General features: G+C 72.4%; 11 protein-coding genes. 8 read left to right on the top strand and 3 right to left on the bottom strand.

Translation table 11 applies throughout. The features are described 5' to 3' along the window. The first annotated feature begins 173 nt into the window (after positions 1–173). The 4 genes from HTV45_RS20955 (at position 174) to HTV45_RS20940 (ending at position 4108) form a co-directional block, all read left to right on the top strand. Entirely contained in the window at positions 174–704 is a 531-nt protein-coding gene (locus tag HTV45_RS20955; RefSeq protein WP_215207357.1) for a cysteine dioxygenase family protein, read from the top strand. Positions 705–745: 41 nt separating this feature from the next. Then, positions 746–1729 carry a 2-phospho-L-lactate transferase gene (gene cofD / locus HTV45_RS20950; RefSeq protein ID WP_215207356.1) on the top strand — a complete coding sequence of 328 codons (984 nt, stop codon included), beginning with the start codon at positions 746–748 and terminating at the stop codon, positions 1727–1729. Then, positions 1726–3042 carry a coenzyme F420-0:L-glutamate ligase gene (locus HTV45_RS20945; protein WP_215207355.1) on the top strand — a complete coding sequence of 439 codons (1317 nt, stop codon included), beginning with the start codon at positions 1726–1728 and terminating at the stop codon, positions 3040–3042. The genes cofD and HTV45_RS20945 overlap by 4 nt, the downstream gene beginning before the upstream one ends. Positions 3043–3106: 64 nt before the next feature. Next, complete coding sequence (locus HTV45_RS20940) at positions 3107–4108, top strand: DNA-3-methyladenine glycosylase (protein WP_215207354.1); 1002 nt, start codon at positions 3107–3109, stop codon at positions 4106–4108. Positions 4109–4297: 189 nt separating this feature from the next. On the opposite strand, the gene HTV45_RS20935 is transcribed toward HTV45_RS20940, so the two are convergent. Together HTV45_RS20935 and HTV45_RS20930 are read right to left on the bottom strand one after the other, a co-directional pair. Next, positions 4298–5380, bottom strand: coding sequence for a sugar phosphate nucleotidyltransferase (locus HTV45_RS20935; RefSeq protein ID WP_215207353.1), 1083 nt, complete (start codon positions 5378–5380; stop codon positions 4298–4300). 97 nt (positions 5381–5477) lie between these two features. Continuing rightward, positions 5478–7010, bottom strand: coding sequence for a peptidoglycan recognition protein (locus tag HTV45_RS20930; RefSeq protein WP_215207352.1), 1533 nt, complete (start codon positions 7008–7010; stop codon positions 5478–5480). 128 nt (positions 7011–7138) lie between these two features. Here HTV45_RS20930 and HTV45_RS20925 point away from each other — a divergent pair, with 128 nt between their 5' ends. The 4 genes from HTV45_RS20925 to HTV45_RS20910 all read left to right on the top strand — a co-directional run bounded on the left by HTV45_RS20925 (position 7139) and on the right by HTV45_RS20910 (position 13244). Beyond that, positions 7139–7900, top strand: coding sequence for a TIGR03089 family protein (locus HTV45_RS20925; protein ID WP_215207351.1), 762 nt, complete (start codon positions 7139–7141; stop codon positions 7898–7900). Between the two features lie 147 nt (positions 7901–8047). Continuing rightward, complete coding sequence (locus tag HTV45_RS20920) at positions 8048–9265, top strand: LCP family protein (RefSeq protein ID WP_215207350.1); 1218 nt, start codon at positions 8048–8050, stop codon at positions 9263–9265. A gap of 242 nt (positions 9266–9507) precedes the next feature. Continuing rightward, positions 9508–11337 carry an LCP family protein gene (locus HTV45_RS20915; RefSeq protein ID WP_215207349.1) on the top strand — a complete coding sequence of 610 codons (1830 nt, stop codon included), beginning with the start codon at positions 9508–9510 and terminating at the stop codon, positions 11335–11337. Between the two features lie 332 nt (positions 11338–11669). Next, positions 11670–13244 carry an LCP family protein gene (locus HTV45_RS20910; protein WP_215207348.1) on the top strand — a complete coding sequence of 525 codons (1575 nt, stop codon included), beginning with the start codon at positions 11670–11672 and terminating at the stop codon, positions 13242–13244. Between the two features lie 49 nt (positions 13245–13293). Here HTV45_RS20910 and HTV45_RS20905 read toward each other — a convergent pair whose 3' ends face one another. Next, positions 13294–14331: a glycosyltransferase family 2 protein gene (locus HTV45_RS20905; protein ID WP_215207347.1), complete on the bottom strand. Its 1038-nt coding sequence runs from the start codon at positions 14329–14331 to the stop codon at positions 13294–13296. Between the last annotated feature and the right edge of the window lie 103 nt (positions 14332–14434).

The following is a 14434-nucleotide window of genomic DNA, read 5'->3' as shown; positions in this document are numbered from 1 at the left end:
CGCTGTTCCGGCTGTTGAGCCACCGCGCTCCCGCCACCGCCGGGTCCATCCGACCCGGCCGCTGATTCCTTCGCTCCCACCCGGGGCACCCCTCGCCGCTCTGCCCGCGACCCGGGCGCACGCGCCGTGAGACCCGCACCCCCACCGCTTCTCCGCCAAGGAACCCCGCACCCATGAACAGCGACAGCGACCTCCAGATCGCCGGCGACATCCTCGAGGTCCCGCACCTGCTCCAGCCCCCGCGCGAGCACCCGGCCACCGTCGCCGAGTTCGCCGGCCTCGCCCGCTCCCTCGCCGCCGACCGCTCCCAGTGGGAGCACCTCGTCGAGTACGACGCCACCAGCCGCTGGTACCACCGGCTGCGCACCGGACCGGGCTACGAGGTGTGGCTGCTGTCCTGGGTCCCCGGCCAGGGCAGCGGGACGCACGACCACGGCCGCTCCTCCGGCGTGCTCACCGTCCTGGACGGCGCCCTCACCGAGCGCACGGGGCGCGCCGTGCGCGCGCTGACGGCGGGAGCCCAGCGCGTGTTCGCGCCCGGTTACGTCCACGAGGTCGTCAACGACACACTGGAACCCGCGGTCAGCCTGCACGTCTACTACCCCGGCCTGACCGAGATGCCCATGCTCCCCGGGTCCCGGCCGCGCCACGGCGGGACCTCCATCGCCGCCCGATGCCAGGCCGCACCGCTCCCGGCCCGGTGACTGCCTGACGCGATGCCGTAGCGGCCTGCAAGGATGGGTCCATGCGCATTGTGGTTCTGGCAGGCGGCATCGGCGGTGCCCGTTTCCTGCGCGGTCTGAAGCAGGCCGCGCCCGACGCGGACATCACCGTCATCGGCAACACCGGGGACGACATCCACCTCTTCGGGCTGAAGGTCTGCCCGGACCTCGACACGGTGATGTACACACTCGGCGGCGGTATCAACGAGGAACAGGGCTGGGGGCGGACCGACGAGACGTTCCGCCTCAAGGAGGAGCTCGCCGCGTACGGCGTCGGTCCGGAGTGGTTCGGGCTCGGCGACCGGGATTTCGCCACGCACATCGTGCGGACGCAGATGCTGAGCGCCGGGTATCCGCTCAGCGCGGTGACCGAGGCGCTGTGCGACCGCTGGAAGCCCGGGGTGCGGCTGATCCCGATGACCGACGACCGGGTGGAGACGCATGTCGCGGTGACGTTGCCCGACGACGGCTCGGCCACGGGGTCCGGCGAGCGCAAGGTGATCCACTTCCAGGAGTACTGGGTGCGGCTGCGGGCCTCGGTGGCGGCCGAGGCCGTCGTCCCCGTCGGCGCGGAGCAGGCGAAGCCGGCCCCCGGTGTCCTGGAGGCGATCGCCGGCGCCGATGTGATCCTCTTCCCGCCGTCCAACCCCGTGGTCTCCGTGGGCACCATCCTGGCCGTGCCCGGCATCCGGGAGGCGATCGCCGACGCGGGCGTGCCGGTGGTCGGCCTGTCGCCGATCGTCGGGGACGCGCCCGTGCGCGGCATGGCCGACAAGGTGCTCGCGGCCGTCGGTGTGGAGGCCACGGCCCCGGCGGTGGCCGAGCACTACGGCTCGGGCCTGCTGGACGGCTGGCTGGTCGACACCGTCGACGCCTCCTGCGTGGAGCGCGTCGAGGCGGCGGGGATCCGCTGCCGGGCCGTCCCGCTGATGATGACCGACGCCGGGGCGACCGCGCGGATGGCGCGGGAGGCGCTGACGCTGGCCGGGGAGGTGCGGGCGGTATGAGCGGCACCCACCCGGCACCCGACGGCTTCCAGGTCCGGGCCCTGCCGGGCCTGCCCGAGATCCGCGAGGGCGACGACCTGGCCAAGCTGATCGCGACCGCCGCACCGGACCTGTCCGACGGTGACGTCCTCCTGGTCACCTCGAAGATCGTCTCCAAGGCGGAGGGCCGGATCGTCGAGGCGGCGGACCGCGAGGCCGCCATCGACGCGGAGACGGTCCGCGTGGTGGCCCGGCGCGGCCCCCTGCGCATCGTGGAGAACCGGCAGGGTCTGGTCATGGCCGCGGCGGGCGTCGACGCCTCCAACACCCCCGCCGGCACGGTCCTGCTGCTGCCCGAGGACCCGGACGCCTCCGCGCGGACGATCCGCGAGGGGCTGCGCGACACCCTCGGCGTCGAGGTCGGCGTGATCGTCACCGACACCTTCGGCCGCCCGTGGCGCGCGGGACTGACGGACGTGGCGATCGGCGCGGCGGGCGTCCGTGTCCTGGACGATCTGCGCGGCGGCACCGACGCGTACGGCAATCCGCTCGGCGCCACGGTCGTCGCCACGGCCGACGAGCTCGCGGCGGCCGGCGACCTGGTCAAGGGCAAGGCCTCCGGTCTGCCGGTGGCCGTCGTCCGCGGTCTGCCGCACCTGGTGGCGGCCGACGACGGTGACGGCGCGCGGGCGATGGTGCGCGGCGCGCGCGACGACATGTTCCGGCTGGGCACCTCCGAGGCGGTACGCCAGGCGGTGACCCAGCGCCGTACGGTCCGGTCCTTCACCGACGAGCCGGTCGACCCGGACGCGGTGCGCCGCGCGGTGGCGGCCGCGGTGACCGCCCCGGCCCCGCACCACACCACTCCGTGGCGTTTCGTCCTGCTGGAGTCACCCGGGTCCCGCACCCGCCTCCTGGACGCCATGCGCGACGCGTGGATCGCGGACCTGCGCCGGGACGGCAAGACGGAGGAGTCCATCGCCAAGCGCGTCCGGCGCGGGGACGTACTGCGGAACGCGCCGTACCTGGTCGTGCCCTGCCTGGTCATGGACGGCTCGCACACCTACGGGGACGCGCGGCGGGACGGGGCCGAGCGGGAGATGTTCGTGGTCGCCACGGGCGCCGGTGTGCAGAACTTCCTGGTCGCGCTGGCCGGGGAGCGGCTGGGCTCGGCGTGGGTGTCGTCGACGATGTTCTGCCGTGACGTGGTCCGCGAGGTCCTCGAACTGCCCGCGGGCTGGGACCCGATGGGCGCGGTCGCGGTGGGCCACCCGGCCGGGGACCCTCGTCCGCGGCCCGAGCGGGAGGCGGGCGCCTTCATCGAGGTGCGGTGACCCGGGCGCGCGGACGCCTACCCTCGTAGAGGCCCCCGCTCTCATCTCCACCCCTGGGACTCCCGTGGCAGGACGTTTCACACCCCGCCCGACCCGCACGACCGTGCGCGGCGGCCATGTCGCCGTACCCGCGGGAGTCCCCCGCCAGGCGCCGGCCCCGGCGCGCGTGAGGATCTGGGCGCCGGACGGCCCGCTGGAGCTCGGCCTGGTGCTCGGACCGCTGCGGCGCGGGCCCGGGGACCCGACGTTCCACACGACGCCGGACGGCTCCGTGTGGCGGGCCAGCCTGACTCCGGCGGGCCCCGGGACGCTGCGGGTGACGCAGCGGTCCGGTGAGGTCCGGGGCGAGGCGTGGGGGCCGGGCGCGGACTGGCTGCTGGAGATGCTGCCGGAGATGCTCGGGGCACTGGACGATCCGTCCGCCTTCGTGCCCCGGCACAAGCTGCTGGCGCTGACGCGGCACCGCCGGCCGGGGCTGCGGCTGACCCGGACCGGGCTGGTGCTGGAGTCGTTGATCCCGTCGGTCCTGGAGCAGAAGGTCACGACCGGTGAGGCGTACCGGGCGTGGCGGCTGCTGGTACGGAAGTACGGCGAACCGGCGCCGGGTCCCGCCCCGGAGCGGATGTCGGTGATGCCGGCGCCTCGTACCTGGGCGCTGATTCCCTCCTGGGAGTGGCACCGGGCCGGGGTCGACGACAAGCGGGCCTCGACGGTGCTGCGGGCGGTGCGGGTCGCTGCGCGGCTGGAAGAGGCGGTGAGGATGTCCCCGGAGGCGGCACAGAAGCGGTTGGAGCTGGTGTCGGGGATCGGGCCGTGGACGTCGGCGGAGACGGTGCAGCGCAGCCATGGGGCGGTGGACGCGGTGACCGTGGGGGATCTGCATCTGCCGGGCATCGTGGGGTGGGCGCTGGCGGGGGACCGGGACGCGGATGACGCGGTGATGCTGTCGCTGCTGGAGCCGTATGCCGGACAGCGGCACCGGGCCGCGCGGTTGATTCTGCTCAGCGGGAGGGTGCCGGGGCGGCGGGCGCCGCGGATGCCGTACGGGGACATCGGGCGGTTGTGAGGCCGTGGGCTGTGCGGTCCGGTGCCCGGCGTGGGTGTGCGGTGGGCCGGGCAGCCCCGGTGCTTCGTGGGTCACCCGGCGTGGGGGCTGGGCGGGAGTACCGCGCAGCCCGGCGCGAACGGGGTGCCGGCGCACGACCCGCACCCCCGCCGGACGGCTGCCCCGCCGGACAGCCACCGCGCCACAGGTCTACTGGTCCGAGGAGAAGCGGAGGGCGCCCGCCGGGATGGTGGCGTCGCACCAGACTCTGACGCCCTCGCGGAGTTCGTTGTGTGCCCCGACGGTCGCGCCGTCGCCTATGACGGTGCCGGTGAGGACCGACCGTTCGCCGACCCTCGCCCGGATTCCGACCAGCGAGTCGGTGACGACCGCGCCCGGTTCGATGACCGCCCCCGGCAGGATCGTGCTGCCGAAGACGCGCGCGCCCTCCGCCACGAACGCGCCCTCGCCGACCACCGTCCCGCCCGCGAGTTTCGCGTCGGGTGCCACGGTCGCCGTGGGCAGCACCAGCCGGTCGCCGCAGCGGCCGGGCACCGCGGGCGAGGGCGCGCGGCCCAGTACGAGGTCCGCCGAGCCCCGTACGAACGCCGCCGGCGTGCCCAGGTCGAGCCAGTACGTGGAGTCGACCATGCCCTGGAGGTGGGCCCCCGCCGCGAGCAGTCCCGGGAACGTCTCACGCTCCACCGACACCACCCGCCCGGCCGGGATCGTGTCGATCACCGACCGCCGGAAGACGTACGCCCCCGCGTTGATCTGGTCGGTGACGATCTCCTCGGGTGCCTGCGGCTTCTCCAGGAAGGCGAGCACCCGGCCCGTGTCGTCCGTCGGGACCAGCCCGTACGCCCGGGGGTCCGTCACCTGCGTGAGGTGCAGCGAGACGTCCGCCCCCGTCGCCCCGTGCGTCCGCACCAGCGCGCGGATGTCCAGCCCCGTGAGGATGTCCCCGTTGAACACCAGAACCGGTTCGTCCGGCCCCGAGTGCAGCCGGGACGCGACGTTCCGGATGGCGCCGCCCGTACCGAGCGGTTCCTCCTCCGTCACGTACTCGATGTGCAGCCCCAGCGCCGACCCGTCACCGAAGTACGGCTCGAAGACCTCGGCCAGATAGGACGTGGCCAGGACGATGTGCTCGACGCCCGCCGCTCTCGCTCGCGCCAGCTGGTGCGTGAGGAAGGGCACCCCGGCAGCGGGGACCATGGGTTTGGGCGTGCGCACCGTGAGCGGTCGCAGTCGCGTGCCTCTGCCGCCGACCAGGAGGATCGCTTCTGTCACCTGTCGTCTCTGCTTCCTGCCGGGACCGGCCGAACTGTCTTTCGGCCGGCCAGTGTATGCAGACCGTCCCCCGGCAGGAGGAGACGCCCGGCCGGCCTCAGCGGCCCTGGTAGCGGGCCGCCGTGGAGCGCGTGGTGCCGAGCTTCTTGTACAGCTTTCCCCCTGGGCACGAGGTGTTGAACCCGTCCCGGTGACCGGAGATCACGTTCAGTCGTACCTTCTTGCCTTTGGCGTAGAGGTTGCCACCGCCGGACGTCAGATAGGTCTTGGCCTTCGGATTCATCCCGTGCAGGCCGAGTTTCCAGGCGGTGAGCCGGGAGACCGCCTTCACGGCGGACTTCGACGGCTTCTTGGACCCGTAGGAACCGATCACCGCGATGCCCGTGGACTTGCTGTTGAACCCCATGGTGTGGGCGCCCTTCACCGGCTTCGCCACTCCCCCGGCCCGGCCCTCGTAGATCCTCCCGCACTTGTCGATGAGGAAGTTGTAGCCGATGTCCCGCCACCCCAGGCTGCCGACGTGGTAGCGGTAGAAGCCGCGGATGAGCGAAGGCGCCTGCGAGCACGTGTAGTTGTTGCCGGAGGCGGTGTGGTGCACGAAGGCGGCCTTGACCTTGCTGGTGTACGTGAAGTTCTTCTCCCGCAGTTTCTCGTCCGCTCCCCAGCCCCGCCGGGTCACGATGGCGGGCCGCGGTCCGATGTACGGCTTGGCGCGCTGCTCCTCCGTCAGTTCGGGGCCGCGCAGGGTGAGGAGGTTCTCCCGGGTCCGCTCGGCGTCCAGCGCCGGGATCTCGGTGGCACCGAGCGAGGCCAGCCCGGCGTTGGCCGCCGAGGCGGCGGTCGCCTCGGCGCTCAGTGGGGCGGTACGGCCGTCGGCGGCGTCGGCCGGAGGCGGAGCGGCGGCATCGGCGGGAGGCGGCACGGCGGCGTCGGCGGGAGGCGGAGCGGCGGCATCGGCCGGAGGCGGCACGGCGCCCTCCGCGTCCCCGGGGTCGATGAGCTCGAGCCGCATCCCGGGCGGCAGCGCCTGGGGCGCACCGGCCTCGGCGCCAGCACCCGAGCCCCCCTCGGATCCCGCGGGTTCCCCCGGCTCCCCAGGTTCCCCAGGTTCCCCAGGTTCCCCCGGCTCCCCCGGCTCCCCCGGCTCCGGCTGCACCCGTACCTCCACGCCGTCCGCCTCCCCCACCCACAGCGGTGCGGTGGCCCCCCGTACCCGGCCCGAGGCCGCTTCCGGGGAGCCGGGATCGGCCGCGTGGTCGCTGTAATGGGTCTCGACGTCCTGCCAGTCGGACCAGCCGCCGGTGGTGGCCGCCCGGGTGCGGACCTGGACGCGGCCGTGGATCTCGTCGGCGGGATCCTCCCAGATGACGCCGAGGAGAGAGAAGTGCCGCACGGTGCGCGGCGCGAGGCCGATGACGGCGGCGCCGGAGGCACGGTCGTGGGTGAGGGGTCCCAGGGGCAGCGACTGGGTGCTGCCGGGGACGTCGGACGGGGACGTCACCGCTGCGCGCGTGGCCGCTTCCGCCGTCGGCGCCGGTCTCGTGTCCGCCGCGAGGGCGGGCGGAGCGAGCGGGAGGGCGAGGGCGGCGGCGCAGGTGACACCGATTGAGGAAGCAAGAATTCCACGCATACCCCTGAGCTTGGCCATAGTCAGACAAATCTGTCTATCGGGGAATTGACGGACTGTCGGAGCCGGTTCCCCCGAACCGGTGCACCGCGCGGGCGGTGCGACGGAGGGGGCCGCGTACCCTTGCGCGGGTGAACGCCACCGACCGCACCCCTGCCGACCTGCTGGGTTCCGCGCTGGCCGCGGACCCGGTACGCCCCCTGGTGACCTTCTACGACGACGCCACGGGCGAACGTGTCGAATTGTCCGTGGCCACCTTCGCCAATTGGGTGGCCAAGACGGCGAACCTCCTCCAGGACGAACTGTCCGTCGAACCCGGCGACCGGGTGGCGCTGCTGCTGCCGGCGCACTGGCAGACGGCGGTCTGGCTGCTGGCGTGCGCGTCGGTGGGCGTGGTCGCGGACATGGCCGGGGACCCGGCGGCGGCGGACGTGGCGGTGAGCGGGCCGGAGCCGGAGTCGCTGGAGGCGGCGCGGGCCTGTCCGGGCTCCCGGATCGCGCTGGCGCTCAGGCCGCTCGGAGGACGTTTCCCGCAGCCGCCGGAGGGCTTCGCCGACTACGCCGTCGAGGTGCCGGGGCAGGGCGACCGGTTCACGCCGTACGCGCCGGTCGACCCGGAGGGGCCGGCGCTGATCGTGGCGGGCCGGGAGTTCACCGGGGCGGAGGTGGTCGAGCGGGCACGGGCCGAGGCGCCGGACCTCGGTCTGACCGGGCCGGCCTCGCGGGTCCTGTCGGGGCTGTCGTTCGACACCTGGGAGGGCCTGAGCGCGGGGCTGTACGCACCGCTGGCGACCGGCGGTTCCGTGGTCCTGTGCCGGAACCTGGACCGCCTCGGGGGCGACGCCCTGGACAAGCGGGTGGAGAGTGAGCGGGTGACGGTCATCGCCCGCTGACGCCCGGTCCGGCGGACCGCCTCCGTCCCCCGTTCGGCCCACCACCACCCCCCACGCCCCGCGCCCCCGGGTCATCGTCGTTGACAGCGGCACGCACCACACCCGTACGCCGTCAGGCCCGGTACGAGTCGAGGGGTGGACCCGGCCATGAGCGACACCGCAGGCACGCCCTCCGAACAGCCGGGCGCCGGGCGGCCCGCCCCGGTCCCGGGTACCGGCTCCTCACCCACCGGCCTGGGCCGGATCCGGCGCCGCCGGCGCTGGGCGCTCGGCACCGCGCTCACGGTCACCGTCGTACTCGTCGCGGCCGCGGCCGCCGGGTGGGCGGTGTACATGAAGCTGAACGGGAACATCACCCCGGACGAGGCGGCGGCGGCCGAACTCGAGCGGTTCGAGAAGGACCGGCCCACCGCACTCGTCAAGGGTGCCCGGAACATCCTGGTGATCGGCTCCGACTCGCGCGCCGGGGACGAGAACGGCCGCTACGGGCGGGACCCGGGGACCGAGCGCTCGGACACCGCGATCCTGCTGCATCTCTCCGCGGGCCGGCGCAGCGCCACCGCGGTGTCGATACCCAGGGACCTGATGGTGCACGTACCGGACTGCCGGCGTCCCGACGGCGCCCGGTCCGAACCGGTGTTCGCCCCGTTCAACTCCGCTTTCGAGGTGGGCGGCTCCGCCTGCACCATCCGTACCGTCGAGAGACTCACGGACATCCGCGTGGACCACCACGTGGTCGTCGACTTCGACGGTTTCAAGGACATGGTGGACGCCGTCGACGGCGTGGAGGTGTGCCTGCGCGAGCCGATAGACGACAAGGACGCGAAGCTGACCCTTCCGGCGGGCCGGGTGACGCTGACCGGCGAGCAGGCGCTCGGCTATGTCCGTGCCCGCAAGACCCTCGGCGACGGCAGCGACACCAGCCGGATGGAACGGCAGCAGCGGTTCCTCGGCGCACTGGTCAACAAGGTGCTCGGCAACGGCGTCCTGCTGAATCCGGTGAAGCTGTATCCCGTTCTGGACGCGGCCACCTCGTCCCTCACCACCGATCCGGGGCTGGCCAGCCTGCGGGGCCTGTACGACCTCGTGCGCGGACTGCGCGAGATCCCCCGGGAGGACGTGCAGTTCCTCACCGTGCCCCGGGAGCCGTACACCGGGAACGTCAACCGTGACCAGCTCGCCCAGCCCGCGGCGGAGGAGCTGTTCGAGCGGCTGCGCACGGACGGGCCGGTGAAGGTCCATACGGAGCGTGACGACACGGCCACGGACAAGGCGTCCGGAGAGCCGTCCGCGGAGCCCTCCGAGGACCCCTCTCCGGCCCCCACGTTCTCGGGGAACACCGCCGCCGAGGACACCTGTGCGTAAAGGCTCGGCCAAGCCAACTCCAGCGCCGCGAACCTTTGTCCACGGAAATGGGTGGATTGGCCCCTTGTGAAGACGTGCAATTCGTCACCGGCGTCGCCTTGGGACGATCAGGGCCGTTAGTGTGAGCGCTCCGGTGCGTCCGCTCCTTCAGGTCCGTCCTGAGATCACGCACTGTGTGACCAGACTCGAGCGCCTGGGAGGGGAAAGGCGCCGCGTGGCACCGACGGAGGATTCGAGCAACCGTGGACGCGCACAGCCGTGGGCGGGGAGAGAACATCGACCCCGCGGACCAGTGGGTACTCAATCCGGATACCGGCGAATACGAACTGCGACTGAGCCCTTCCGCACCGCAGTCACCGATTCCGGGCCCGCGGGGTCCGCGCCGTCCCGGCGGCGGGAATCCCGGCGGGGGAAACCTCGCCCCCGGATCCCCTCGCGGCCGTTCGGCGGCACCGGACCGTGCGGCGGACGAGAGCCGTTCGGCCGAGCAGTCCGGCCGTGCGGCGCCGGGCCGCAAGACGCCGGAGCGCGAGACGCCCGGCCGGGAGGTGCCGCCGCAGCGCAGGCGCCGGGGCGCGCCGGAGGAGCCGCCGCCCGGGCGGCGCGGGCGCCGGCCGGTGAAGAAGAAGTCGAAGGCGAAGAAGGTCCTGCTGTGGACCGGCGGCACGATGGCGTTCGTGGTGCTCGCCGCCGGCGTGGGCGGCTACCTGTATCTGGAGCACCTGAACGACAACATCACGTCCGTCTCCGACGACGGGGCCGGCACCGGTGGGTTCAGCAAGGACAAGGCGATCAACATCCTGCTGATCGGCACCGACAAGCGCACCGGTTCGGGCAACGAGGGCTACGGCGACAAAGGCAGCGAGGGGCACGCCGACACCACGATCCTGCTGCACGTGTCCAAGGACCGCTCCAACGCGACCGCGCTGAGCATCCCGCGTGACCTGATAGTCGACATCCCGGACTGCCCGACCCAGCAGGAGGACGGCAGCGAGAAGGTGATCCCGGGCACCCCCGGCGTCCGCTTCAACACCAGCCTCGGCCAGAGCGGCCGGACGCCCAGCTGCACCATGCGGACCGTGACCGAGCTGACCGGGGTCAAGCCGGACAACTTCATGGTGGCGGACTTCAACGCGGTCAAGACGCTGACGTCGGCGGTCGGCGGTGTCGAGGTGTGTCTGGCCAAGGACATCGACGACCCGGACTCGCATCTGCAGCTGCCCAAGGGCACGCACACCATCGAGGGCGAGGACGCGCTGGCGTTCGTGCGCACCCGGCACTCGGTCGGCCTGGGCGGCGACCTGAGCCGGATCGGACTGCAGCAGCAGTTCCTGAGCGCGCTGATGCGCAAGCTGAAGTCGAACGACACGCTCACCAGCCCCTCGAAGATGATCAAGCTGGCCGAGGCGGGCACCGAGGCGCTCACCGTCGACTCCACGCTGGGCGACATCAACAAGCTCAAGGACCTGGGCCTGGAGCTGGGCAAACTCAACGTCAAGAACCTGACCTTCACGACCGTGCCGGTGGTCGACAACCCGGCGGAGAAGGTGAAGGCGACCGTCGTCCTCAACGACGCGAAGGCGCCCGAGGTCTTCGACCTGATCCGTAACGACGTGTCGTTCACCGAGGTCAAGCAGCAGAAGAAGAAGGAGAAGGCGGCGGTCGCCGCCCGGCTGAAGGGCGAGAAGGCGGCTGCGTCCGAGGTCCGGGTCCGGATCCTCAACGGCGGAGCCGTCGCCGGCAGCGCGCAGTCGACCCTCAGCTGGCTCCAGGTCGAACAGGGCGTCACCAAGTCGGAGAACGCGGGCAACGCCCCGGCGGAGCTGGCGAGGACGACCCTCGAGTACGCCCCCGACCAGGCCGCCCAGGCACGTCGGCTGGCCGCCATCATGGGGCTGTCGGGATCGGCGATGAAGCCCGGGGAGAGTGTCACCAACTCCCAGGGTGTGGCCGCGATGACGCTGACCCTCGGCAAGGACTTCAAGGGCGCGGGTGTCTCACTCACCCCGCCGGACAAGGCGCCGGACGACATCGAGAAGTCCACGGCGGACAAGGTGGAGTGCGCCAAGTAGCGATCCGACGGGCCCGCCCCCTTTCTGTGCCGGGGCGGGGCGACGTGACGGCCTCCGCGCGGAAGAAGCCGGAGCCGGGGGCCCGTCCGCGCCGGACGGCGAGACCGGGGCTCTGGTGCAGAAACGCCGTCCGCTCCGCGACGCCCGACCCGGTGGGCGGCCGGGCCGGTTGCCGGCACTGGGTGCCGGACACTGGGTGCCGGGCTCCGGAATTCGTTGAAGTCATGGCGTATTCCGGGGCAACTGACGGGCCCCTCGTGCGTCTAACAGAAGGCAGGACGAGCCTGTTCGTCGAAGTGAGGACTTCGCAGGGGTGGGGAAGGGCTGGGGCGGTGACGCAGAACGCCACGCGGGAGACACTCCGTGACGAGGCGCACGAGGAGGGCCCGGACGAGGGTCCGCCCGCCGGTGGCAGCAGCCCCCGCCCGCGACGCGTACGCCGGCTGCTCAGGTGGTCGGCCGCGGTGCTCGCCCTGCTGATAATCGGCGCTGCCGGAGCGGGCTACGTCTACTACCGGCAGCTGAACGCCAACATCAAGAAGGACGCCCTCAACCTGGGCGACAACAAGGTCGCCCAGCCGACGCCGAACGCGGCCGGGCAGACCCCGCTGAACATCCTGCTCATCGGCAGCGACGCCCGGGACAGCAAGGAGAACCAGCAACTCGGCGGAGCCCGGGAGACATTCGGCTCCACCCCGCTCGCCGACGTGCAGATGCTGGTCCATCTCTCCGCCGACCGCACCAATATGTCCGTGATCAGCATGCCGCGCGACACCCTGGTCGAGATCCCCAAGTGCACCGACCCGGACGACGGAACGGTCTACCCGGCGAGCAACGGGCGGACGATGACCAACCAGAGCCTCGGACACGGCGGTCCGGGCTGCACCGTGGCCACCTGGCAGGAGCTCACCGGCATCCACATCGACCACTTCGTCATGGTCGACTTCGCGGGCGTGGTGGCCATGGCCGACGCGGTCGGCGGCGTTCCGGTGTGCGTCGACGCCAACATCCACTCGCGCGACAGCCAGGGACACGGCTCCGGGCTGAAACTGGAGAAGGGCACCCACCCCGTCAAGGGCGAGCAGGCCCTGCAGTGGCTGCGTACCCGCTACGGCTTCGAGGACGGCAGCGACCTCGCCCGCGCCGAGGCACAGCACATGTACATGAACTCGCTGGTCCGCGAACTGCGGGAGAACGCCACCCTGAGCAACCCCAACAAGCTGCGCAGACTGGCCGAACAGGCCACCGAGGCACTCACCGTCGATCCCGGTCTCGACACCGTGAAGAAGCTCTACGACCTCAGCGGGGAACTGCGCACGGTGAAGCCGGAGCGCATCACCATGACCACGATGCCCAACCGGTATGTGGGCGCCCGCGTGGAGCCGACCGAGGACGCCGAGCAGCTGTTCCGTCTGGTGCGTGAGGACATCGCGCTGGACGGCAAGGACGCGAAGCCGGAGAAGACGGAGGAGAAGGCGCCGGCCGACCTCGCCGCCGCCGACGCCGACATCGCCGTACAGGTCAGCAACGGCACCCGCACCGACAGCCTGGTGGCCGCCCCCGGCCGGGCCGGGACGGTTTCCGGGCTGCTGAGGGAGAAGGGGTTCACCGGCTCCACCGCCGACACCGTCGGCGCCGTCAGCGAGAAGCGGACGGTGGTGCGCTATCCGAGCGCCGACCTGGAGGGCGACGCCCGGCGCGTCGCCCAGGCGCTCGGTATCCCCGTGGGCCAGGTGAAACGGTCCACCGACGTGTCCGGAGTCACTCTCGTCGTGGGCGCCGACTGGCGGGAGGGCACGCGGTACGACGCTCCCGAGAAGGACGACACCACCCCCGACTCGGCGAAACCGCTCAACGGGGCCGACGACACGGCCTGTATGCACGTCGACCCCGCCTACACCTGGTGAACGCGAGGGCCCCTTCCCGGCCGGGAAGGGGCCCTCGCTCCACGGTGCGTCAGGAGGCCGGCGCGTCCGCGTGGACGGCGGGACGCCGGGAGGCGATGACCTTCTTCGCCAGCGAGCGCGGGCTGGTCAGGAAGCCCCATCCCCAGGACATGTGCATGGTGGCCAGCGCCACCGGAATCCACAGCCGCGCCTTGAGCGGCAGCCCCTTGCCGGCCGGTATGGACCCGGCAACGATCGCCGCGAGGTACCCACCGGGCACCAGCAGCCCCCACGGCGTGAGCACCGCGCCCACCAGGATTCCGGCCGCGATCGCGCACACCGCGGCCGGCGGGGCGAGATAGCGCAGGTTGATGGAACCGGAGTGGTAGCGGGCCACCACGTGCCGCCACCGGCCGTAGTCCTTGTACTGCTTGGCCAGCGCCCGGACGCTCGGACGGGGCCGGTAGGACACCTTCAGCTCCGGCGAGAACCAGATCAGCCCGCCGGCCTCCCGGATGCGGAAGTTCAGCTCCCAGTCCTGGGCGCGGATGAACTCCACGTTGTATCCGCCCTGCCGCTCCAGCGCCTCGCGGCGGAAGACCCCGAGGAAGACGGTCTCGGCGGGGCCGGCCGCGCCGCCGGTGTGGAAGGCGGCGTTGCCCACACCGATCCTCGACGTCATCGCGGCGGCGACGGCGTGCTCCCAGTCGTTCTCCCCCTCGGCGTGCATGATGCCGCCGACGTTCTGCGCGCCGGTCTCCTCCAGGAGCCGCACGGCGGTGGCGATGTAGTTCGGGGAGAGCATCCCGTGCCCGTCGACGCGGACCACGACCGGATGGCGCGAGGCCTCGATCGCCGCGTTGAGGGCGGCCGGGGTGCGGCCGGTCGGATTGGGCACGGTGTGCACGCGCGGGTCCTCGGCCACCAGTTCGGCGGCGATCTCGTCCGTGCGGTCCGTGGACGGACCGAGGGCGATCACGACCTCCATCTCGCCGGAGTACTCCTGGGCGAGGATCGCGCGGACCGAGCCACGCAGATGCCGCTCCTCGTCGAGGACGGGCATGATCACGGAAACGGCGGGGAGCCGCACGTCGGGATTGGCGTTCATAGGAGCCTCACGTTACCGCGAACGGGGGACACCGGTGCGCGCGCCGGGGGGCTGTGCACGGGGCCGCAGATCGTATCGGCCTACGGTGCTCACGATTCCCCGC

Source organism: Streptomyces sp. CHD11, from assembly GCF_018638295.1.
In the GTDB taxonomy this organism is placed as follows: Bacteria; Actinomycetota; Actinomycetes; order Streptomycetales; family Streptomycetaceae; genus Streptomyces.
The sequence above is the reverse complement of the archived record's forward strand: the minus strand, read 5'-3'. Positions and strand labels throughout refer to the sequence as shown.